Origin of the sequence: Maricaulis alexandrii (genome assembly GCF_005871165.1) — a bacterium.
In the GTDB taxonomy this organism is placed as follows: domain Bacteria; phylum Pseudomonadota; class Alphaproteobacteria; order Caulobacterales; family Maricaulaceae; genus Maricaulis; species Maricaulis alexandrii.
Window position 1 is genome coordinate 37,352 of the sequence record NZ_SWKP01000005.1, and the last position, 21,515, is coordinate 58,866.

General features: G+C 63.6%; 22 protein-coding genes. 5 read left to right on the forward strand and 17 right to left on the reverse strand.

The genetic code is table 11. The annotated features are described in order from the left end of the window. Positions 1-1,215, forward strand: coding sequence for a beta-ketoacyl-ACP synthase I (gene fabB, locus FCS99_RS03500; protein WP_138510636.1), 1,215 nt, complete (start codon positions 1-3; stop codon positions 1,213-1,215). A 31-nt stretch (positions 1,216-1,246) separates the two neighbouring features. After that, positions 1,247-2,065 (forward strand): enoyl-ACP reductase FabI, encoded by an 819-nt coding sequence (locus tag FCS99_RS03505; protein ID WP_138510639.1) that lies wholly within the window; start codon positions 1,247-1,249, stop codon positions 2,063-2,065. 72 nt (positions 2,066-2,137) lie between these two features. Here the strand turns inward: FCS99_RS03505 and FCS99_RS03510 are convergent, their stop codons facing one another. The 3 genes from FCS99_RS03510 to FCS99_RS03520 all read right to left on the reverse strand — a co-directional run bounded on the left by FCS99_RS03510 (position 2,138) and on the right by FCS99_RS03520 (position 7,166). Beyond that, positions 2,138-3,301, reverse strand: coding sequence for an ATP-binding protein (locus FCS99_RS03510; protein WP_138510641.1), 1,164 nt, complete (start codon positions 3,299-3,301; stop codon positions 2,138-2,140). Between the two features lie 144 nt (positions 3,302-3,445). Continuing rightward, positions 3,446-5,869: a prolyl oligopeptidase family serine peptidase gene (locus FCS99_RS03515; protein ID WP_138510643.1), complete on the reverse strand. Its 2,424-nt coding sequence runs from the start codon at positions 5,867-5,869 to the stop codon at positions 3,446-3,448. A gap of 73 nt (positions 5,870-5,942) precedes the next feature. Further along, complete coding sequence (locus tag FCS99_RS03520; RefSeq protein WP_138510645.1) at positions 5,943-7,166, reverse strand: acyltransferase family protein; 1,224 nt, start codon at positions 7,164-7,166, stop codon at positions 5,943-5,945. A gap of 174 nt (positions 7,167-7,340) precedes the next feature. On the opposite strand from FCS99_RS03520, the gene FCS99_RS03525 reads away from it, so the two are divergent. Next, positions 7,341-8,201, forward strand: coding sequence for a LytTR family DNA-binding domain-containing protein (locus FCS99_RS03525; protein ID WP_171036225.1), 861 nt, complete (start codon positions 7,341-7,343; stop codon positions 8,199-8,201). 77 nt (positions 8,202-8,278) lie between these two features. Here FCS99_RS03525 and sucD read toward each other — a convergent pair whose 3' ends face one another. The 8 genes from sucD to FCS99_RS03565 form a co-directional block, all read right to left on the reverse strand. Next, positions 8,279-9,187, reverse strand: coding sequence for a succinate--CoA ligase subunit alpha (gene sucD / locus FCS99_RS03530; RefSeq protein ID WP_138510661.1), 909 nt, complete (start codon positions 9,185-9,187; stop codon positions 8,279-8,281). Then, positions 9,187-10,386, reverse strand: coding sequence for an ADP-forming succinate--CoA ligase subunit beta (gene sucC / locus FCS99_RS03535; protein WP_138510663.1), 1,200 nt, complete (start codon positions 10,384-10,386; stop codon positions 9,187-9,189). Before sucC ends, sucD begins: the two co-directional genes overlap by 1 nt. 106 nt (positions 10,387-10,492) lie before the next feature. Beyond that, positions 10,493-11,842: a hypothetical protein gene (locus FCS99_RS03540; RefSeq protein WP_138510665.1), complete on the reverse strand. Its 1,350-nt coding sequence runs from the start codon at positions 11,840-11,842 to the stop codon at positions 10,493-10,495. Between the two features lie 81 nt (positions 11,843-11,923). After that, positions 11,924-12,352 carry a TQO small subunit DoxD gene (locus FCS99_RS03545; protein WP_138510667.1) on the reverse strand — a complete coding sequence of 143 codons (429 nt, stop codon included), beginning with the start codon at positions 12,350-12,352 and terminating at the stop codon, positions 11,924-11,926. Between the two features lie 157 nt (positions 12,353-12,509). Beyond that, complete coding sequence (locus tag FCS99_RS03550) at positions 12,510-13,253, reverse strand: hypothetical protein (RefSeq protein WP_138510669.1); 744 nt, start codon at positions 13,251-13,253, stop codon at positions 12,510-12,512. Positions 13,254-13,331: 78 nt separating this feature from the next. After that, the gene (locus tag FCS99_RS03555; RefSeq protein ID WP_138510671.1) at positions 13,332-13,730 is read right to left on the reverse strand and encodes a DUF2306 domain-containing protein; all 399 of its coding nucleotides are present in this window, start codon (positions 13,728-13,730) and stop codon (positions 13,332-13,334) included. A gap of 9 nt (positions 13,731-13,739) precedes the next feature. Beyond that, positions 13,740-15,254 carry a carotenoid oxygenase family protein gene (locus FCS99_RS03560; RefSeq protein WP_171036226.1) on the reverse strand — a complete coding sequence of 505 codons (1,515 nt, stop codon included), beginning with the start codon at positions 15,252-15,254 and terminating at the stop codon, positions 13,740-13,742. A 10-nt stretch (positions 15,255-15,264) separates the two neighbouring features. Further along, on the reverse strand, positions 15,265-15,684 hold the full coding sequence (locus FCS99_RS03565) for a DUF2141 domain-containing protein (RefSeq protein WP_138510675.1): 420 nt from the start codon (positions 15,682-15,684) through the stop codon (positions 15,265-15,267). A 157-nt stretch (positions 15,685-15,841) separates the two neighbouring features. Here FCS99_RS03565 and FCS99_RS03570 point away from each other — a divergent pair, with 157 nt between their 5' ends. Then, the gene (locus FCS99_RS03570) at positions 15,842-16,573 is read left to right on the forward strand and encodes a LytTR family DNA-binding domain-containing protein (RefSeq protein WP_138510678.1); all 732 of its coding nucleotides are present in this window, start codon (positions 15,842-15,844) and stop codon (positions 16,571-16,573) included. Position 16,574: 1 nt separating this feature from the next. On the opposite strand, the gene FCS99_RS03575 is transcribed toward FCS99_RS03570, so the two are convergent. Both FCS99_RS03575 and FCS99_RS03580 read right to left on the reverse strand, forming a co-directional pair. Then, a complete protein-coding gene (locus FCS99_RS03575; RefSeq protein ID WP_138510680.1) occupies positions 16,575-17,420 on the reverse strand; it encodes a universal stress protein in 846 nt (281 codons plus the stop codon). A 90-nt stretch (positions 17,421-17,510) separates the two neighbouring features. Then, on the reverse strand, positions 17,511-18,053 hold the full coding sequence (locus FCS99_RS03580; protein WP_138510682.1) for a GNAT family N-acetyltransferase: 543 nt from the start codon (positions 18,051-18,053) through the stop codon (positions 17,511-17,513). Between the two features lie 141 nt (positions 18,054-18,194). Here FCS99_RS03580 and FCS99_RS03585 point away from each other — a divergent pair, with 141 nt between their 5' ends. After that, entirely contained in the window at positions 18,195-18,752 is a 558-nt protein-coding gene (locus tag FCS99_RS03585; protein ID WP_171036227.1) for a tryptophan-rich sensory protein, read from the forward strand. Here FCS99_RS03585 and FCS99_RS03590 read toward each other — a convergent pair. The 4 genes from FCS99_RS03590 to FCS99_RS03605 all read right to left on the reverse strand — a co-directional run bounded on the left by FCS99_RS03590 (position 18,749) and on the right by FCS99_RS03605 (position 21,403). Then, the gene (locus tag FCS99_RS03590; protein WP_138510686.1) at positions 18,749-19,522 is read right to left on the reverse strand and encodes a hypothetical protein; all 774 of its coding nucleotides are present in this window, start codon (positions 19,520-19,522) and stop codon (positions 18,749-18,751) included. The genes FCS99_RS03585 and FCS99_RS03590 overlap by 4 nt on opposite strands. A 139-nt stretch (positions 19,523-19,661) precedes the next feature. After that, entirely contained in the window at positions 19,662-20,624 is a 963-nt protein-coding gene (mdh, locus tag FCS99_RS03595; RefSeq protein WP_138510688.1) for a malate dehydrogenase, read from the reverse strand. A 111-nt stretch (positions 20,625-20,735) separates the two neighbouring features. Continuing rightward, the gene (locus tag FCS99_RS03600) at positions 20,736-20,957 is read right to left on the reverse strand and encodes a helix-turn-helix transcriptional regulator (RefSeq protein WP_138510690.1); all 222 of its coding nucleotides are present in this window, start codon (positions 20,955-20,957) and stop codon (positions 20,736-20,738) included. Beyond that, a complete protein-coding gene (locus FCS99_RS03605; protein WP_138510692.1) occupies positions 20,954-21,403 on the reverse strand; it encodes a hypothetical protein in 450 nt (149 codons plus the stop codon). Before FCS99_RS03605 ends, FCS99_RS03600 begins: the two co-directional genes overlap by 4 nt. Positions 21,404-21,515 lie beyond the last annotated feature (112 nt).

Genomic DNA, 21,515 nt, shown 5'->3' on the forward strand with positions numbered 1-21,515 from the left:
ATGCGTCGTGTAGTCATCACCGGCCTCGGCGTGATTTCCCCGATCGGCAATAATGCCGAGGAAGTCACGCGCTCGCTCAAAGACGGCAAGAGCGGCATTGGCCGCATGGACAGCTTCGTCGAGCACAATTTCAAATGCCATGTCGGCGGCAAGCCGACCATCGATCCGGCCGAGCATGTCGACAAGCGGGTCTACCGCTTCATGTCGGAAGGTGCCGGCTGGAACTATATGGCCATGGAACAGGCCATCGCCGATGCCGGCCTGGAGGAGAGCGATATCTCCCATCCGCGCACGGGCATCATCATGGGTTCGGGCGGTCCGTCGGCCGGCACGATCATCCAGGCCGCGGACATCACCCGCGACAAGGGTCCGCGCCGCATCGGTCCGTTTGCCGTGCCCAAGGCGATGAGCTCGACGGCTTCGGCCACGCTGGCCACGCCGTTCAAGATCCTGGGCGTGAACTATTCCATCACCTCCGCCTGCACGACCTCCCTGCACTGCATCGGCGCCGCTGCCGAGCAGATCCAGTGGGGCAAGCAGGACGTGATGTTCGCCGGCGGTTGCGAGGAGATCCACTGGGGCCTCTCCAATCTGTTCGACGCGATGGGCGCCATGTCCACCAAGTATAACGACACGCCGGAACAGGCTTCGCGCGCCTTCGACAAGGACCGTGACGGTTTCGTCGGCGGAGCCGGTGCGGGCGTCGTCATCCTGGAAGAATACGAGCGGGCCAAGGCGCGCGGCGCCAATATCATCGCCGAGATCACCGGCTATGGCGCCACCTCGGACGGCTATGACATGGTCGCGCCGTCCGGCGAGGGGGCCGTGCGCTCGATGAAGCTGGCGATGGAAACGGTCAAAAACCCGATCGACTATCTCAACCCGCACGCCACGGCGACGCCGGTGGGCGACATCAAGGAGATGGAAGCGGTCAAGGAAGTCTTCGGCGACAATGCGCCGATGATCTCCGGCACCAAGTCGATGACGGGCCACTCGCTCGGCGCAGCCGGCGTGCACGAGGCCGTCTACACGCTTTTGATGATGAAGCACGGCTTTGTCGCTCCGTCGATCAACGTGTTCGAAATGGACCCGGACATCGCGGCGCTGAACCTGCCGATTGTCACCGAAACCCGCGAGGCCGATCTCAAGACCGCCATGTCGAACTCGTTCGGCTTCGGCGGCACGAACGGCACCGTGGTGTTCGAAAAAGTCTAAGATCGCATCTGATCCAAGAGGGGATGTCACGATGAGCGATACTGTTTTCCCGGCCGGCGAGCTGATGAAGGGCAAGCGCGGTCTTGTCATGGGCGTCGCCAACAAGAACTCGATTGCCTGGGGCATTGCCCAGCAATTGGCCGCCCAGGGCGCCGAGATCGCCTTCTCCTACCAGGACGAAGCGCTGGAACGCCGGGTGAAGCCGCTGGTGGAAAGCCTGCCCTGCGAACCCTTCATGGTTCAGGCCGACGTCACCAATGACGAGTCCATGGATGCCTGTTTCAAGGCGCTGGAAGACAAGTGGGGCACGATCGACTTCCTGGTCCACGCCATTGCCTTTGCCGGCAAGGACGAGCTGGTCGGTTCCTTCACCGAGAACACCACCCGCGAGGGCTGGCGCCGGGCGATGGAAATCTCCGCCTTCTCCTTCGTGGATGCGGGCAAGCGCGCCTCCCATCTCATGCCGAATGGCGGATCCATGATCACGCTGACCTATCTGGGCTCCGAGCGCGTCGTGCCGTCCTACAATGTCATGGGTGTCGCCAAGGCCGCGCTGGAAGCCTCCACGCGTTACATGGCCCGCGATCTCGGTCCGCAGGACATCCGCGTCAACGCGCTGTCCGCCGGCCCGATGCGCACCCTGGCCATGGCCGGCATTTCCGGCGGCAAATCCCTGATGAAAACCGGCCGCGAATGGTCGATGATGAAGCAGGACACGAAGATGGAAGGCGTCGCCGGTGCCGCCCTCTACCTCCTCTCCGATCTCGGCTTCTCCTGCACGGGCGAAACGCTGCATGTCGATGCCGGCTTCCACGCTGTGGCCGTGCCGAGCATGGATGAGAACGAGTAGGCGTCACCGACAAACGAACGTGAAAAACCCCGCCGGTGAAGCCGGCGGGGTTTTTTGTTGGGCGGTTTTAAATCACCTATTTCGACGCAGAAAATCATCAAACAACGGCACTGTGAACTCGACCTCACCATAGTTGGGGCTGTAGATCATACCTTTTTTGATGATGCTTGCGCGACATGGCCCCAAAGCAGACGGGGCCTTTTCAAGCTGTTTCGCCACATCTGTAGATTTATACGGTCCACGACCCAAAGCGGCCATTGCGTGAACGTAGTCGATCTCGGCATTGGTAAGTCGGTCCATCCTCACGCGAAAGAAACCCTCATCCAGACGAGCAAGAGCTCGGGATGTGGCTATTTCAACGTCCTGAAAAGATATCCTACGACCCTCCGCTACATTCCAAGAATGATGCCCCCACTCTTGAATAAAAAACGGGTATCCAGACGTCCTGGCAATTATTTCCTCTAGAGCCTCTGGATCAATTTCTGCACCCTCGTTCTGAATCGGATTTACCAATGCATCTTCCGCAGCCTCTTTGTTCAAGGCACCTACCGCTGGATAGGAAAACAAGCGCTCGGCATAAGACTTAGCGTCGCCAGACAATTTCGCTATTTGAGGCAGTCCAGCTGCCACGACGACAAGTGGAAGGCCTTTTTGACCCACGCGATGCACTGCCACGATAATCGCGGCCAGCTCTTCTTTTTTCAAATATTGCACTTCGTCTATAAGCAGCGCCCACCCACGACCAGACGCCTTCGCCGCCTCGCCAATGAGCACAAACATTTCTGTTAAGTCGAACTCCAGGTTTCCGCTGTCTGCAACCCCTGGCGTTGGCTCAACACCAATGTCCACCTCACCGATTTTCACTTTAAAGACAGATGCGAAATTTCTTAACCCCGACAATGCCTTGTTGGCCAAAGAACGCGCGGATTCAACCACCGACATCTTTCTGAGCGCCTGTCGCATCTGCGGATAAAGCATCTCTGTAAGCGTTTTGTCCTCAGGTGCTTCTATAAATGAAGTCAGATAGTTTTTCTCTTCAGCATAGCGCTCGATTTCGTTCAAAAGAACGGTCTTCCCGGTACCCCGAAGACCCAAGAGGATTTGCGATTGGGCAGACTTCCCTTGCGCAACACGCCCCAACGCAATTTTAGCGTCCTCAAGAATTCCTAGGCGACCGGCGAGTTGGGGAGGTCGAGAACCTGCGCCCGGGGAGAAAGGGTTGGTATAGGGATCCATCCAGGTTCTCTCGTGTATTTAGTTCTAACAAGTTATAAGCAAAAATCACTATAACTTGTTAGAACCGGCAACGCCAAAAATCTACTAGAAATGCAAATGGGGCTTCCGACAACGCATCAGTGCGTTGGGTTAGCCTGCGCCCCTCTAGTCCTCCCCCATCGGATCTACTTCCGGTTTCACCCAGCGGTCGAGCCAGTCGATGCTCTCCGCCAGCACGTGGAGGACGCTTTCGCGGGCGCGATAGCCGTGGCTTTCATAGGGGAGCATGACGAGGCGGGCGGTACCGGCATTGCCTTTGACGGCGGCATACATGCGTTCGGACTGCATCGGGTAGGTGCCCGAATTATTGTCCATCTGGCCGTGGATCATGAGCATGGGCTCGTTGATCTGGTCGGCATGCATGAAGGGGGAGAGCTCGAAATAGACCTCGGGCGCCTGCCAGAAGGTCCGGCGTTCCGACTGGAAGCCGAAAGGCGTCAGGGTGCGGTTATAGGCGCCCGAGCGGGCGATACCGGCGCGGAACACGTCGGAGGCCGCCAGAAGGTGGGCGGTCATGAAGGCGCCGTAGGAGTGACCGGCAATCGCCAGACGCTCGCCATCGCCAAAGCCCATCTCCACCGTGACATCACGCGCCGCCTCGGCGGAGAGGACGAGCTGGTGGATGAAAGTGTCGTTCACCGTTTCCGGATCATCGCCGACGATGGGCATGGTGGCGTTTTCCAGCAGGGCATAACCCTGGGTCACCAGGAAGCGCGGGCTGGTGCCGGCCAGGCGGGCGAACTCATAGGGTGAGCCGGAGACCTGACCGGCGGTCGAGGCGTCATTGTATTCCAGCGGATAACCCCAGACGAGCACGGGCAGGGTGTCGCCCGACTCGTAATCGGCCGGCAGGTAGAGCGTCGCCGAGAGCGGCACGCCATCCTCGCGCTCATAGGTGATCAGCTGGCGGCTGATTTCATTGAGCTGGGGATGCGGGTTCTCGAACTGCGTCAGCTGGACCGTCTCCTCGCCCGCTTGGTGCCAGCGCACATTCGGCGGCGTCACCGGGTCTTCCCAACTGGTCAGGAAGGACGAGGCGTCCGGCGCGGTGAGGCCGATCACCTCTTCATAATTCTCACCGGAATTGCGCCAGATCTGCTCGGTCTCAAAGGACTCGAAACTGACCCGGTTGAGGAAGGGACGATCGCCGTCCGGCGTGGCGCCATCGCCGGCGAAATACATGTAGCCCTCATGCACGCCGACGACATCCTGGCCGAATTCATTGCGCACGGTCAGGGCCGAGCCGGGATTGGCATAACGGTCCTGGTAATTGCGCTCTTCCGCCAGGCGCGGTTCGACCGACGGGTCCGCGAAGTCGACCAGCCAGCGGCGGATCACGCGGGTATCGCGGTCATACTCCATGGCAAACCCGGTCTGGCCGACCGCCGTGAACCGGGTGCCGTAATAGCGGTCCTCCGTGCGCAGGATTTCCACCGGCTCGCCGTCAAACGGCGCGGCCAGGGCCCAGACACTGTCGCGCTGGTCAGTCTCGGTGCGCGGGTCACCGCCATCGAGGGCCTCCGCCCAGGTCAGGCGGGCTTCGTGGCTGGCCTGCCAGCCAATCGAGCGGCGGCCCGTGATGACGCCGCCGATCGGCACATTGTCGGCCAGGGGCTGGCGGGCAATCGTCGCGACCTCATCGCCGTCCAGATCGATCACGAAGGTCCGGTCCGGGAAGGAATACCAGGGCACCTGGTAGGAGAAGGGCTGTTCCATCTCACCGACCAGGATGTAATCACCGCCCGGGGCGGGATCGGCGGAATAGTAGAGACCCGGCGCGCCGATTTCGCGCAGGCGCGGCCGGCCCGTCGTGTTGACGAGGGCGAGTTGCGAGGCCGACAGCCAGGCAAAGAGGGCGGCGTCATGCTCGTCCTCCAGCAGGTCCTGATAGGTACGCACCGGGGCTTCATAGCCCGAGGCTTCCTGGATGACGGGACCGGCCGGGACGCGCGGCGCGACCGGCATGGGACCGCGATCCGGATCGACCAGGCTGACCAGGATCTGATCACCCGAAGGCATCCAGTCGATCGGGGAGAAGACGGCATTGATGCCCGAGCGCACAAGCTGGCGCGCCCGCGCAGTCGCGACATCGACGACCCAGAGGCTGAGCGTGTCATTGCGCGTCATCACGAAGGCCAGCTGGGAGCCGTCCGGCGACCAGGTCGTGAAGGAAATGCCGGCATCCTCCGGCAGGTCGACATTTTGCTCCTCGCCTGTGTCCAGATCGATGAAGGACAGGCCGACAATCGAGCGCGGACCGTGTCGGCCGTTCAGCGTGGCATCCAGGCGCAGACCGGCGAGTCGTTCCATCGGCCGGGCCAGTTCGGCCACCGGCGGCAGGGCCTCCCGGTGCATCAGCAAGAGCGTGTCATCGGACGGGGACAGCGAGGTCCAGGGCGAGGGTGCGGCATCGACAATGTCGACCAGCTCCTGCGGCGGCAGACGATAGGTTTCCTGGGCCTGGCTCGTGGCCGTCAGGGCCGTGGCTGAGGCCAGGCCGAGGCCCAGCTTGAAGAGCGATTGGAACATGCTTCCCCCGATCAGAGTTCGGGGACGAAGATAGGCGGCTTGCGCCGCCCATCCCCTAAACTTTTTGTAATCTTCACTCGGCGGCAGCGGGCCGGGATGCGACCGGCCGCACCGGATCCGGCGACCATTTCAGCCCCATGACCGGACGCAGGAACGGGATGCGGCGGACGATCTCGAAACCGAGGGCGCAACCACCGCCGGTGACGGCCACCAGGATGAAGAATTCCGTCCAGACATCCAGCCCGGCCTGGCGCAGCGCATAGCCCGCCGACACAGTGATGGTCTGGTGCAGGATGTAGTAGGGAAAGACCGCCTGGGTGAGATAGCGGCGCAACGGCCCGTCCGTGTTCAGCCAGCGCCGTGCCGCCCCCAGCAGGGTGAGGATGATCGACCAGGCAAACACGATCCGCGCGATCCGGGCCGGCCAGAGCAGATAGGCGCGCTCGGCCACCCAGTCGAAATCCGTATAGGCGGCGTAGAGCAGGACGAAGAGCGTGACCGTCACCACAGCGACCAGGGGGAAGGCCCGGTCGATGGCCTTCCAGAGCCCTTCATTGCGGGCAAAGGCATAGCCGTAGAGCAGGATGGTCAGCGAACCGGCATGATTGGCCCAATCCCCGGTCAGATCGTGCGTGGTCGGAAACATCGGCACGAGGGTGAAGCGGTAAAGGAGGAAGGGCGCCAGCGGCAGGATCAAGAGGCCCAGCGAGCCGATCCAGTTGGCCGAGGCCCAGCGCCCCAGCGTCTGCATCAAACGGCTGTCCGCTCCGGCGCGCAGAAGCGGGATGAGCGGCGCCAGGAGCAGGCAGTAGACGAAGAGATAGGCGACATACCAAAGATGGTTCCAGGTCGGGGTGAAGACCGACCAAGGGCCCTCCCACTGACCGGCATACTGGCGATAGAATTCCCAGAAGCCCGGACCGATCTCGCCGGCGATGCGCAGTTCCGACCAGGTCTGCGGCGCGACAATGACATACATGCCGAACAGGATGACCGGAAGCAGGCGCCAGGTCCGGTCGAGGGCGAACCGCCCGGCCCCCAGCTTGTCGGCCAGATAGCGGATCGCGACGCCGGAAATGAAGAAGAGAAGCGGCAGGCGCCAGGGGCTGGACAGCCACATCAGGGGCTCCATCGCGTCATTGGCGTGAAGGCTCTTGGCGTGCCAGCCCTCCGTGTTGAAATACATGCCGATGTGATAAAAGATCAGCAAAATGAAGACGATAATGCGCAGCCAGTCGAGATCATAGCGGCGCGAGGACGCGGTCACGACTGGGCTGACGGAGGGGGACAGGGACATGGGCGAACTCCTTTGCAGCCCATCCTCATCATCCCGCCCGCGCCAGACAGTCCGAAGGGTTCAGCGGCAGGTCCGCGGGATGAAAATCAGCGATCCGGGACAAGCGGCGGCGAGCCGGGACAAGCGGCGCGTCCCGCGCTTGCCGCGATGGCGGAAGCGGGCAAGACTTCAGCCATGAGTGACACGCGACACATGGATCTGGACCGGGTGCGGGCGGCCGAACGGCGTGCACACTGGAATGCGGTCCGCCTTGCCTGGCTGAGCCTGTTGGCCTTCTGGATCATCGCCTCGCTGTCGATCGCCACCGAGTTCGACCGGATGGAGATCGATCACCCGCCTCTGGTCGGCTGGGTGACGGAAGGTTCCAGCGTGCTCATGACCGCCCTCTTCGCCCCGGTGATGATGGCCCTGGGCGTGCGCTTCCCCGTGGAGCCCGGACGCTGGCAAACCTCCCTGCCCGTGCATGTCGCGGGTTATATCGCCTATGTCGCCATCCATGTGACCGGCATGGTCATGCTGCGAAAACTGGCTTGGGTGGTGGCTTATGACGGCACCTATACCTTCATCCACACCTCCGCCTTCCAGGAAATCCTCTATGAGGCGCGCAAGGATCTGGGGACCTATATCGGCTATCAGGTGATCATTGCCGTGGCCCTGGCCCTGGAACACAGCCGCCTGGAAACCCTGATGGCCCGCGCGGAAGCGCGGCGCTCGCACCGGCTGACCCTGAAATGCGGCGGCCGCACCCTGCGCATCGCGGCCGAGGAATTCCTGACAGCGAAGGCGGCCGGCAATTATGTCGAGGTCCGGCTGGCCGGCGGCGAGCATCTGGCGCGCCTGACCCTGGCCGATTTGCAGAAACAATTGAGCGAGGCCGGTGTCGATGCCGTGCGCGTCCACCGCTCCTGGCTGGTCAATCGCGACCGGGTCCGCGAGATCACCCCGACCGGCGAAGGCGATGTCGCCATCACGCTGGACACCGGTGAGACCATTCCCGGCAGCCGCCGCTATCGCAGCGAGCTGGAAGCGGCCTGACACTGGCCGGGCTGCAGACATGAAAAAGGCCGCGCTCCGGAGGGAGTGCGGCCTTCTTTGTGTTCAATCGCGGAGGACTAGCCCTTGAGCAGGTCTTCCAGCGTGGTGCCGAGACGGGCCGGCGACGGGGAGACACGGATGCCGGCCGCTTCCATGGCCGCGATCTTGTCTTCCGCACCGCCCTTGCCGCCGGAGACGATGGCGCCGGCATGGCCCATCGTGCGGCCCGGAGGTGCAGTGCGGCCGGCGATGAAGCCGACGGTCGGCTTCTTGCGGCCCTTCTTGGCTTCATCAGCCAAGAATTGCGCGGCATCTTCCTCGGCGGACCCGCCGATCTCACCGATCATGATGATCGACTCGGTGGCGTCGTCGGCGAGGAATTTCTCGAGCACGTCGATGAATTCGGTCCCCTTGACCGGGTCACCGCCGATACCGACCGCCGTGGTCTGGCCGAGGCCGACCTGGGAGGTCTGGAAGACGGCTTCATAGGTCAGCGTGCCGGAGCGCGAGACCACGCCCACAGAACCCTTCTTGAAGATGGAGCCCGGCATGATGCCGATCTTGCACTCTTCCGGCGTCAGGATGCCCGGGCAGTTCGGACCCAGCAGCATGGAGTTGGATTTCTCCAGCTTGGCCTTGACCTTGACCATGTCCATCACCGGGATGCCCTCGGTGATGCAGACGATGAAGGGGATCTCGGCGTCGATGGCCTCGATAATCGCCGCACCGGCCCCGGCCGGCGGGACATAGATCACGGAGGCGTCGGCACCGGTGCGATCCTTGGCTTCGGCGACCGAAGCGTAGATCGGCAGTTCAGCCGAGCTGTCAAGACCGGAGGTCCAGCTTTCGCCACCCTTTTTCGGGTGCACGCCGGCGACCATCTGGGTGCCGTAATACTGGAGCGCCTGTTCGGTGTGGAAGGTGCCCGTCTTGCCGGTGAGGCCCTGGACGATGACCTTGGTGTTCTTATCGACGATGATCGACATTATTCGGCCTCCTTCACGGCGGCGACAATCTTCTGGGCGGCGTCGTCCAGGTCATCGGCGGCGATCACATTGAGACCGCTTTCATTGATGATCGACTTGCCCTTCTCGACATTCGTGCCTTCCAGGCGGACGACGAGCGGCACCTTCAGGCCGACATCCTTCACGGCCGTGACCACGCCTTCGGCGATGACGTCACAACGCATGATGCCGCCGAAGATATTGACCAGAATGCCTTTGACGTTCGGGTCGGCGGTGATGATCTTGAAGGCGGCCGTGACCTTTTCGGTCGTGGCGCCGCCACCGACGTCGAGGAAGTTGGCCGGCTCGGCACCATAGAGCTTGATGATGTCCATCGTCGCCATGGCCAGGCCCGCGCCATTGACCATGCAGCCGATATTGCCGTCGAGGGCGACATAGGCGAGGTCGTATTTGGACGCCTCGATTTCCTTGGCGTCTTCCTCGGTCGTGTCGCGCAGTTCCATGATGTCTGGATGACGGAAGAGCGCATTGCCGTCGAAGGACACCTTGGCGTCCAGCACGCGCACACGGCCATTGTCCATGACGATCAGCGGGTTGATCTCGAGCAGGGCCATGTCCTTCTCGGTGAAGGCCCGGTAGAGAATGCCGGCGAGGCTCATCATGTCCTCGCGGGCCGTGCCCGTCAGTTCCAGCGCATCGCAGATCTTGGCGGCGTCATCGGCGGTCACACCCGTTTCCGGGTTGATGTCGATGGTCTGGATCTTTTCCGGGGTCTCTTCGGCGACCTGCTCGATGTCCATGCCGCCTTCGGTGGAGACCACGAAGGCCACCTGGCCGGTTTCACGGTTCACCAGAAGCGAGCAGTAAAGCTCGGTCGCGATGTCGGCGCCGTCCTCGATGTAGAGGCGGTTGACCTGCTTGCCTTCAGGGCCGGTCTGGTGCGTGACCAGCGTATTGCCGAGCATTTCCTGGGCGTTCTTGACCACGTCTTCCTTGGAGAAGGCGAGGCGGACACCGCCCTTGGCGTCGGCGGGGAGTTCCTTGAACTTGCCCTTGCCGCGACCGCCGGCATGGATTTGCGACTTCACCACCCAGAGCGGTCCGGGCAGTTTGTCGGCCGCCGCAGCGGCCTCGTCGGCAGAGAAAATGGCAACGCCTTCAGCGACGGGCGCGCCGAAGGTCTTCAGAACGGCTTTCGCCTGGTGTTCATGGATATTCATAAAGGGGCCTCGCGGGAGGAAATGAAGCGAATGTATGGCCAGATGGGAACCGCGTTATAACACCCGCCAAGCCGAGCGCAACGCATTCGCCACCGTTGTCACTGAGCTAGAGCTCCAATGCGTGATCGCGGTACCAGTTATCGCGGATTTCGGACAGGTCCAGGGGCCGCACCGGTTCCGGAAGGGGGGTCTCCGGCAGGATGGCCGGACCGGAGAAATACCGGACCCCGACGGACAGGCCGGCTTCCAGCACATCCAGGGTCGCGGTCTGGGTAAGATAGGTCTCCGCCTTGAGCAGACGGGCCGAGGCCACCCAGTCATTCAGGGCCAGGACCTGATGATCCTCGGGCCCGTCCTCATTCATGCGGTTGGGCACTTCGGTGCCGAAAATCCCGACCCCGCACCCCTCGAAGCGTTTCAGGTCGGCGGCGCCGAAATCCAGATGCGCCAGAACATAGGCGCCAAAGGGTTTCATGGAGCGGAAGATTTCCTGCATCTGCCCCAGCGGCGCTCCCTTGGGCACGCCATCGACGCGCAGGAAGAAATAGCGCCGCATCGCCTCCGGAACCGATTGCAGAATGTTGAAATACTTCATGCGCTGGGACAGGGTCGCGACGGTGTCGTAGTGCACGGGCACAATGATCGCGCAGGCCCAGCCCCGGGACCAGGATTTCTGGAAACCGCGCTGGGCGGCCCGGGCCACGCTTTCATCCAGCTTGCGGTGCAGGACGCGGTCATCCGACCCCATCAGCGTGTCGCGGCCGTAATAGGCAAAGCCTTTCACCACGCGGCGGGCGACGCAGATATTGTGCAGCAGGGCCGAACGGCGGCTGTCCCAGCAGGGTTTGAAGACGATATCGTCCCAGACCGCATTGCTTTCCTTGTAGACGGCCTCGGGCCGGTGGGCGTAGCCGGGCCTAGCCTCAGGACGGGGCGCATCCTTCCAGTCGGTGATGGCCTTGTCATCACTGGCCACGCGCTTGTCCCGCTTCCAGGGCGGGGCCGGATCACCGTCCGGCCGGGCTTCGGCGGGTTTGCGGGGCTTGGCCGGAGCCGGCGCCTCGTCCTGGGTGCGGGCGACGATTTCCAGCAATTCCTCGGTCGGCACGCTGCGCGCTTCGCCCAGCACTTCGAGCAGACTCAATTCGCGATCGCCGAGAAAGAAGTGCTCCAGTTCTTCGGCGATTTCCCGGACCGCAACTTCGGAGGCGTCCGGGTCGCGGGCCTCGAAAATGATCAGATAACCGCCCTGGCACCGGATCACGACATCGCCGGGATCCAGCCGTTTCTCGATGAAATGGCTGGAGACCTCGTAGACTTTCTCGCGCAGGCGTTCCCAATCCCCGCCAGCGCCTTCGCGAACCTTGTCCAGGTTGAGGAACTGGAACTGGCCCATATCGACGGAAGACCGCCCGGCCAGGACTTGTTTCAGCTTCTGTTTCAGCTCGGGCGGCATGGAAGGGGCAACTCGAAAATCCGATCCTGCCAGCCAGTCTGCAAAACGAGGTCTTGCGATCCCGTTACGCCCGCTGAACGGTCAGCGCGTCGTCGCCACCACAGCCCCGTCGATCGACAGGCCGCCGCCGCCGCGGGCGAAGAGATAGAAGGCGGAGGCTGCAAACAGCAGCGTCATCGGCCAGACCTCCGGTGCCACCCAGAGACCGTAGACGCCCGCTGCCAGCAACAAGGCCAGGCCGACGAGACGCGTGAGCACGCCCAGTACAAGGAGAGCCGCCGTGATCTGGCAGCCCCAGACCGCGATCTGGGCCAGATGGGCGGGGGCGATGAAGGGGACATTCCAGACCGAGGCCGCATGAATGATATCCGGCATGACATCCGGCCACGGGCCGGCATGGGCGCGGCCCCACATCCACAGCATCGGCGCGAGCGACAGGCGGATCAGGCCGCCGACCAGCCAGTCGGGCATGAACCGCGCCAACTGGGCCGGCTTTTCCGTCGTTTCCATCTCTCCCCCCGGAAGATGTTGTGATGACGGTCCAGTGTGCGGCGGCGAGGGACCGGCTTCAACCGACTGCCCCTCTCGCGCGAATCCGGATGCCGGCCAGCGGTTGAAACAGGTGGAAGAGCGGGCTGGCCGGCATGACCAGGCGGCCCGCCAGGGATCAGTCCGTGACGGCCGGCTCTGCCCCGGCGCGGGCGAGGAAATACAAGTCCTGTCCGACAATATCGATCCGCACCACGTCACGGGTTCCCGGAACCACGAAAATGTCATTGGGCGGCTGTCCGCCGCGCTGTTCGAGCCGGATGGTGTCGACCGGACCGTCCGGCGTGTCGATCGTGACCGCCTCAGCGGCGCTCAGCGTGACCCGTGAAACCGCATTGTCCATCGGCGCGTACCAGTCGAGTTCGATCTGCTCGCCGACCTCAAGGGGCAGGATCGCCGCCAGCATGAAGACGCTCGCCCGCAGGACGCTGCCCTGGGGCAGTTCAGCCGATAGATTCTGGCGCGCTTCATCCTGGCCGGGGCGCTCGATCAGCACATAGCCCAGCGCTTCGCCCTCCTGAAACTCAGTGGCGAAACGGTAGAGAGTTTCACCCTGGTGGAAGCGGATGGCCACCCGGCGGGGATCCAGTCCCGCCAGTCCGACATGGGCTTCATAGGTCTCGAAAATCTCCCGCGAGGCCCACATGGTGCGGTCCCACAGGACAATCTCTTCGCCATTGGCATGCCAGCCAAAGCGCATGAAGCCGTCGACCTCGCCGGCATGATGCAGGTCCAGCACGATCCCGCCGGTTTGCAAGTCCGCCGGGTCGATCCGGTCCATCCAGTCATTCACCGTTTGGGCCGAAACCCAGCCTGCCAGTCCGAGCGAAATCAGGGCTGCAAGGCCCATGGTTCTCAACATGGTCAGTCCCCCTCCTGTCAACCTGACAGCCTCCCAGGGATCACATGTCCCGAGCATGACACCCGGATTACGACTGGCTCACGCACCGAACAGGACGCTGTGCATCAGCCGTCCCGGGACCAGTGTGAACAGGCCGGGCAGGACGAGAGCGGCCAGATAGAGGGTCAGGACCAGGCGGCGGTGGCTGCCCTTGCGCGCACCGGGCCGCACCGAGCGGGCCAGACCGACGAGGCCGAACAGGGTGAGCGGGATGAAGAGGTGGATGAAGGAAAATCCGCCCGCATTCACCTCGCGGATGAAAATCGCGGTGATCGCGGCGAGCGCCATCAAACCCGCCCAGACCAGGCCCAGCCAGCGGTGCGGCAGGGTGCCCTTGGGGCCGAACAATTGTACGGCCCCAAGAAGCAATGCGGCGATCGCGGCCAGCGCATGCAGCTGAATGACAGGCGAAGCGTCGAGGAAGGCCTGGAGATTCATCGCCCGCCCCTAGAGGTCGCGCCAGCAGCCATGGAAGCCCAGCGGGCAGGCATAGGGCAGACGCCAGCTGGTCACCGGCCCGTCTTCCAGGCGTTGTGCGTCGAAGACATGGAGTTCGGTCGCCGCTTCCCGCTTGTTCAGCGCGGTATGGACCAGCCAGCCCTCGCCCTCTTCCGAGCGTTCGGAGGACGGAATGAAGAGCGGCTCCTCCACCACAATGTCGGTGCCGAAATCATAGCGGCGGGTCTGGCCGGAAATGACGTCGCGCTGCACGATCTGCGTGGCACCGCGCATATGGCCATCCGGCCAGCCGACATGCCAGGTGAGGCACCGGGCCAGGCCCGTATAGCGTGGATCGACCTGCGGGAACTCCGCACAGACATCGGAAAAGACGGCCTGTTCGGCCCGCCCGTCCGGATAGAGGGTGATCTGGCGCATGCGGCTGATGCTCTGGTGCTCCAGGCGCGGCGTGCCCAGCATGACATCGCGGGCATGGCCGGTCGCCACTTCGGAATCATCCGACAGGGCGGCATCAACATGGATGGTCCCATCCGGATCTTCCCAGGCCCCGCCGACATGGAAGAGGAAGCCCGGCGGCAATTCCCAGGTGCGGCGGCGCGACCAGTCACCCTTGTCGATGGCGATGACCCGCATGCCGCGGCTGTCATCCCAGCCAAAACTGTCCAGGAAGGGCAATTGCATGCGCCGGAAGGCCAGATTGCCGACCAGGAAGAGCAGGGACCGGTCCGTGACGGCGAAATCGTGGATCATGCCGCCGGGAATGTCATGGATGAGATCGGCCCGGCGCAGCTGGCCGTCGACACCAATCTGATACATGACCAGCATGTCGTGCGACGCGGCCTGGCCGAAATTCCAGATCGTACCGTCCGGGTCCACCTTGGGGTGGGCGGAGAAGGGCAGGCCGCCCAGGCCTTCCCCCCAATTGCGCGGACCGCGGCTGTCCAACGTGTCCGGATCCAGCCGCCAGGCCGATCCGCCTTCCCACAGGGCCATCAGCTCGCCATTGACCATCATCACCGAGGTATTGGCCGCATTGATGTCGTCAGGACCGTGCAGGCCCCGGGCATTGGGCGGCTGTGAGCCGAAGGCAGGATAGAGGAAACGGCCGGCAGCCTGCTCCGCCTGCCATTTATGGGTCTGGACGAAACGGGCCGTGTGGGTGACATCAGACCCGCGGTCCAGACGCCAGGCATGAACCATGCCGTCGCCGTCAAACCAGTGGCGATAGCGCCAATCATTGCGGCTGAACCGGGCCGGTCCATTGCGATGCAGGACCCCGGACAGACCGGAGGGCAGCCGCCCGTGCAGGCGGCGTGCGGTCGACTGGAAGCCGTCTGCCGGCGCATCGGTGAAGCCGAGCGTCCAGGGATCGTCCTGGCTGGCGGCCTCGAAGGCGGCAAAGACCGGGTCGGCCGGCGTCTCACCAAAGGCCAGGCCCGGCAGGGCCGTGGCCGTGCCGCCGGCGGCCAGCAGGGACAGCATGTGTCGGCGGTTCATCTCCATGGGTCGCTCCCTAGTCCAGCTGCAGGGCGTGGGTATTGCCACCCGGCGCCACGGTGAAAACCGAGTCCGCCCAAGCGGCCGGACCGAAATTGCCGCGGGCATTGTTGGAAAAGCCGAAAGGCTCGCTGGGAATGCCCATCAGATTGGTGTCCAGCTCACCATCGCCATCCACGTCATGATAGAAGCGGATCGCGTAGTCGCCGGCGGGCAGGGCCGCGAACTCGACCGTGACGGTGGAACCCTCGACCGCCACACGGCGACCTTCCACGGCATCCCCGCCATTCCAGTTCGGCTCGTCGGCATAGAGGGCCATCATCACGGCCCCCTGGGGCGCCAGGCCATCCACCGTCACCGTCAGACTGGCTTCGCTCTCCGGCGCCGATCCGGCCGCTGCGGCCAAAAGCATGGCTGTCATCATGGATGTGATCATCGGGTCATCTCCTGTCTGGGACCGGCCTGGTGACCGGCGTCGAAAACAGGGATGACCAAGAGCCCGCCGTCGGGAAACACGGATTGCGCAAACGGGCTGTCTGGCTGCGCGAATTGCGCTAGGTGTTCATTCGCGCTTCGCGAATGACAGGCGTTGAATGATCGACCGTTTGAAAACCTACGCGCCCAAACTGGCCGCGATCGTGAGCGTCGGCACGCTGCTGGCCATTCTTGCGCCCTATGAGACGGGGCGGCTGGGTGTGCCCTGGATCTGGGTCTACTGGACCGGCCTGATCGGCCTGGGATGGGTCGCCGGCGATCTGTGCGGCTGGGTTCTGGACCGTTACGCCCCGGACTGGCCCCGCATTCCGCGCGGCCTGGTCACCACGATTGTCGTCACCCTGCCGGTCACCGTCGCCGTTGCCCTGATCCAGTTCTGGTTGAGCGGGCCTTTCCCGCTCTATGTCCTGCCGATGATGTTCTTCTTCGTCTGGGTGATTTCAGCGGCCGTGGTGGCCGTATCGATGATCGCCGAAGCCCGGCAGGGTGAGCGTGAACCGGATGCGGCCCGGGCCCTGCCCGCCCTGACCGAGAAGCTGCCGCATCGCCTGCGCCGCGCCACCCTCCTCGCCCTGGCAGCCGAAGATCATTATCTGCGCGTCCATACCGATGCCGGCGATGCTCTCATCCTGATGCGGTTGAGCGATGCGATCGCAGCCGTCGAGGCCCTGGACGGGGCCCGCACGCACCGTTCCTGGTGGGTGGCCCGCAATGCCGTCGAGCGCGTCAGCCGCGGCGATGGCCGGGCGGTTCTGACCCTGAGCAACGGGCTTGAAGCGCCGGTCAGCCGCACCTACGCCCCGGCCCTGCGCGAGGCGGGCTGGTACTGATCTAGTTGGCGAGCAAGAGAGCTTGGGAGGTCGCCCGGAGCAAGCCGGTGGTTTCGTCCCGGCTGAGCATGCGCTGCCAGGTCTTGGCCCCGAAACCGCCCATGACGAGAAGGTCCGCGCCGGCGGCCTCGGCCGCCTCGACGAGGGCTTCCGTCACCGTTTGACCCTCGACACTGACCGTGTCGGTCGCGGCTTCCACGCCATGCAGGGCGAGATAGTGCGCCAGGGCGGCCACGGTCGAGGCCGAGACCTCGCCTTCCGGTCCGGCATGGATGATCCGGACCGTGTCCGCCTCCTGCAGGATCGCCAGGCTTTCCATCACGGCGCGCGAGGCTTCCAGCGATCCGTCCCAGGCGATGACCACCGTCTTGAAGACGGCGATGGCGTCGCCCGTGGTCGGCAGGACCAGAACCGGACGTCCGGACTCGCGGGCCGCGGCCTCGATGATCAGGATCTGGTTGTAGGCCAGCTGGTCATTGTCCGGCTTGTCCAGAACGAGGAGGTCGCTCAGCCGGCCCTCGACGGCCATGGCCTCGGTCGGCAGGCCGACAAATTCGACAAACCGCCCGACCGCGCTCGACGGCGCATCATCCGCCATCCTCTCGAAGGCCTGATGCGCCTGGACGCTGGCCGCAGAGGCGGCATCGTCGAGGGATTCCAGGACGGCTTCCATGCCATAGGTGGAGAAGGCCGTGCCCAGGAAGTCCGCGCCACTGGCCACATTGCGCCGGACAAACAGACCGTCGATCGACGCTTTCCAGGATCGCGCAAAAGGAAGGGTCCGGACCAGGAGCTCCTGATCGCGCTCGGATCCTGTCAGAACCGCCAAGATGCGCCGAATACTCATGAGGGCCTCCCTGATCCTTCAATGCCGGGTCAGCCCTGATTGTCCGACGCCGCGGCGGGCTTGTCGACTACCAGCTTGTCGCAGGGCAGATCACAGCAGGGCCTTGCGGTTCTCTTTCCACTCATCCGCCGTCTGGCCCCAGACATCGACCATGATGTTGAATCCGGCTGCTTCAACCTGCTCGCCGGTATTGCGGGAACCCAGCTTGCGCGCCACGCCCTGGCTGGGCGCATTGTCAGGGTGGATGAGGTGGACCGTATCGGCCCAGCCCAGCGTATCGAACGCCCAATCCATGGTGATGCGGGCCGCCTCGGTCGCATAGCCCTTGCCCCAGCTGGCCCGGTTGAGCGACCAGCCGACTTCCGGCTGCGGCCAGCCATGCGGATGCCAGGGACCGATCCGGCCCAGCCAGTTGCCGCTGGATTTCTCGATGACGCTGAAGAAGCCGTATCCGCGCAAATGCCAGTGGCCGACAATGCCGCATAGGCTGCGCCAGACAATGGGCGGGGTCTGTGTGCCGCCGATGAAACGCGTGGTTTCCTCATCCGCCATCATTTCACAGAGCGGTTCAAAATCCGACAGGTTGGGCTGACGCAAAATGAGACGGTCGGTCTCGAGCGTGACAGGAAGCATGACGGGGCATCCGGGGTTGGGGCACTGCAAGTCCTTCTGTCCATACACGCATTCTTTATGACTGCCCATGGACTGCCAGTGTCATCGGCCTGGTCTAGTGTGACCGCAAACCTGAATGAGTGTTCATGGCGTTGGTCTTGCATGGCGAGACGGCAAACCGCTGCCTGGAGTGAATGGATCACCATGGCCGACAAGCATCACGGCCCCGGAATTGTCACCCTGCTGGTCTATCTGATCGGCGCTGCCAGCCTGACCGGCGGCCTGTCCGGCTGGGTGCATGCCAGCGGCGCCTATGCCTGGCTGACCGAGCTGAATGCCCCGACCTGGACGCCTGCCTATTCCATTCTGAACATTATCGGCCTGTTCGTGCCGGCTTTCGCCGTCATCGCCCTGTGGATCGTGCAGCATTCCGGACGGGACGGAACGCGTCTCTGGGGCAGCCTTCTGGTCCTGATCTGGCTCGCCGGCATGGTCAGCCAGATCATCGCCTTCTTCTCCCTGCGAGATGTCGCCACCGGATTTGTCATCGCCCTGGGCCTTTGGGCCTATGCCATGCTGGCCAGCTATCTGGTCAGCCGCAGCTCCCGCGCGGCGGGCGTGCTTCTGTGGCTGCCGCTGGCCTGGCACACCTTCCTGGTCATTCTCGGCTTTGAACTCATGCGCCTGAACACCGGCGCGACCTGGGGCGGCGGGCTCTAGTCTTCCCGCGGATTGATCTCCACCTGGCCCGAATTTCGCGCAGCCAGGGCCCCGTCGAGCCGTGAGAAGGCCTGTTCCCAGCTCTCATTGATCAGATCAGCATGGTCCGCTTGGAACTCTGCCAGCCGGGCATCGGCCTCGGCGAAATCGCCAATCCGGCGGTGCATGTTGATGACCAGGAGATTGTAGACCGTGAAGAGTTCGTCTTCTGGCGTCATGGCGTCCAGCTCGGCACTGGCGACCCGCAGATATTCACGGACATAGGCCTCATAAGCGTCCGTCATGCCACACTGATCAGCCTCCCAGCTGGACAGGAGGTATTGCCAGGACACTTCGGCGGCCGGTGCCCCCTCCAGTTCAAGCAGGCGGGCATAGATGAAGTGCGATGTGTGCTCTCCCAAGAGAGCCTGATAGCCGGGGTCCGCGATCAGGGTTGTACGGGTCGCAATCCAGTCTTCCGTCTGATCCTCGCCGCGCCGGTCGACCACGAAACCGTTTTCACAGATCGCGACCGGATAGGGGAAACTCATATAGGAGACCGGCTCCCAGTCGAGATGGCGCCCCCAGCTGGAATTGGACAGCGCATCCCAGGTCTCGACCTGCGTGCCGCTACCGTCGGGACAGGCCTCGACCGTGCGGATCATGTGATGGCCGTCGGGAATTTGGCAGTGCAGGCCGACACGGTCGACATCCTGGGCATGGCTGCCTGCAGTCGCGACCAGCAGAGCCAGAGCGGCAAGACCCGAACGGGCCGAAAAAGTGTTTGTCATGATGTCCTCCCTCTGGACCCAAGCGTCGATTTCAAATGGGGAGAGAGGATGGCCGGCAAAAGGCCATATCCCGGCAGGCCAGAAAAAACCGCCCGTCACGGGGACGGGCGGTTCTTCAGAATGATCCGGTCTGCCTGGATCAGGCCAGGGACGGGTCCAGGCCCTTGCAGGCCTCGACCAGGCCTTTCACGGCGTCGACGGAATTGTTGAACATTTCCTGTTCGTCGGCATTGAGCTCGATTTCGACGACCTTCTCGACGCCACCGGCACCAATCACGACCGGCACGCCGACATAGAGATCGTCCTGGCCGAACTGGCCGGTCAGGTGTGCGGCGCAGGGCAGGATGCGCTTCTTGTCACGCAGATAGGAGACCGCCATGTCGATGGCGCTTTCCGCCGGCGCATAGAAGGCCGAGCCGGTGCCCAGCAGGGCCACGATCTCGCCGCCGCCCTTGCGGGTGCGGTCGACGATCGCGTCCATTTTCTCGTTCGTGGACCAGCCCATCTTGACCATGTCCGGAACCGGGATGCCGGCGATGGTGGAATAGCGCAGCAGCGGCACCATCGTGTCGCCATGACCGCCCATCACGAAGGCCGTCACGTCTTCTACGGAGACCTCGAACTCGTCGGCCAGGAAGTGGCGGAAGCGGGCACTGTCGAGCACGCCGGCCATGCCGACGACCTTGTTGTGCGGCAGGCCGGAGAACTGGCGCAGCGCCCAGACCATGGCGTCGAGCGGGTTGGTGATGCAGATCACGAAAGCGTTCGGCGCGAACTTGGCAATGCCTTCGCCCACGGCCTTCATGACTTTCAGGTTGATGCCCAGCAGGTCGTCCCGGCTCATGCCCGGCTTGCGCGGCACACCGGCCGTCACGATGCAGACATCCGCGCCTTCGATCGCGGCATAGTCGTCGGCGCCGGCCAGCTTGCTGTCCTTGCCGAAGACCGGGCTCGCTTCGGCGATGTCCAGGGCCTTGCCCTTGGCCACGCCCTCGGCAATGTCGAACAGGACGACATCGCCCAGTTCTTCGCGCGCCGCGATGTGAGCCAGGGTGCCACCGATCATACCGGAACCGATGAGCGCAATCTTGTTTCGAGCCATGGGAGGAACTCCTTTGGAGACGATGAAAATCTTGCGCGCCGGTCTAGCGCCGGTTCCGCCTTTGGGCAAGGCGGTGAAAACGTCACACCACGCCTGCGCACCCGGGAAAAGCTAGTCTTCCAGACGGAAAACCTCCTCCACCGTTACCCCCAGCGCTTCGGCGAGCTTCAATGCGAGAATGGTCGAGGGCACGAAAACCCGGTTCTCCACCGTATTGATCGTCTTGCGCGTGACACCGACCCGTTCGGCAAGCTGGGCCTGGGTCAGGCCGCTGCGCGCCCGCAGCTCCCGCAGGGAATTGGCGAGTTGTGACCCGCCGGCCGTGGGCTTCACGAGGCCGCCTCCCCATCCCGGTCGAGCCAGAGAAAGACGGTCAGCGGCGCGACCACGGCCAGGATGACCAGCGTGCGCAAAAGCACGCCGGGATCAATCGCGACAAAGCCTTCCAGACCGAGCAGGCCGGCCAGCGCGGCCAGGAGGATCCAATAGCCGGCCAGGAAGGCGCGGTCCTGGCGGTAGCGGGCCAGCTCGTCATTGAGCTCGGCTCCCGCGCGGGCCTTCTTTACCTCGCGATAATAGATGAAAAGCGCCAGCGTCGCGGCGGCCCACAGAACGCCACCCGCCGCGCTGGCGAAACGCGCGAACATCATCGGCAGACCGGCCGTGACCAGATCCGTGGCCAGCCAGCCACCCTGCCAGACCAGGAAGCCGATGGCCGACACCCAGATCACCCGGTCGCGCAGACGCAGCAGGCGCGCAATTTTCTGTTCATGGTCCATGCCGGTCACTCCGTCGTCTCGAATTCAGCCAAGGCGCGGACGATCCGCGCTCATGTCACCTTGAGGTGACAAGTTACCTATAGGTGACATAAAGGAACGTCAAGGTTACATT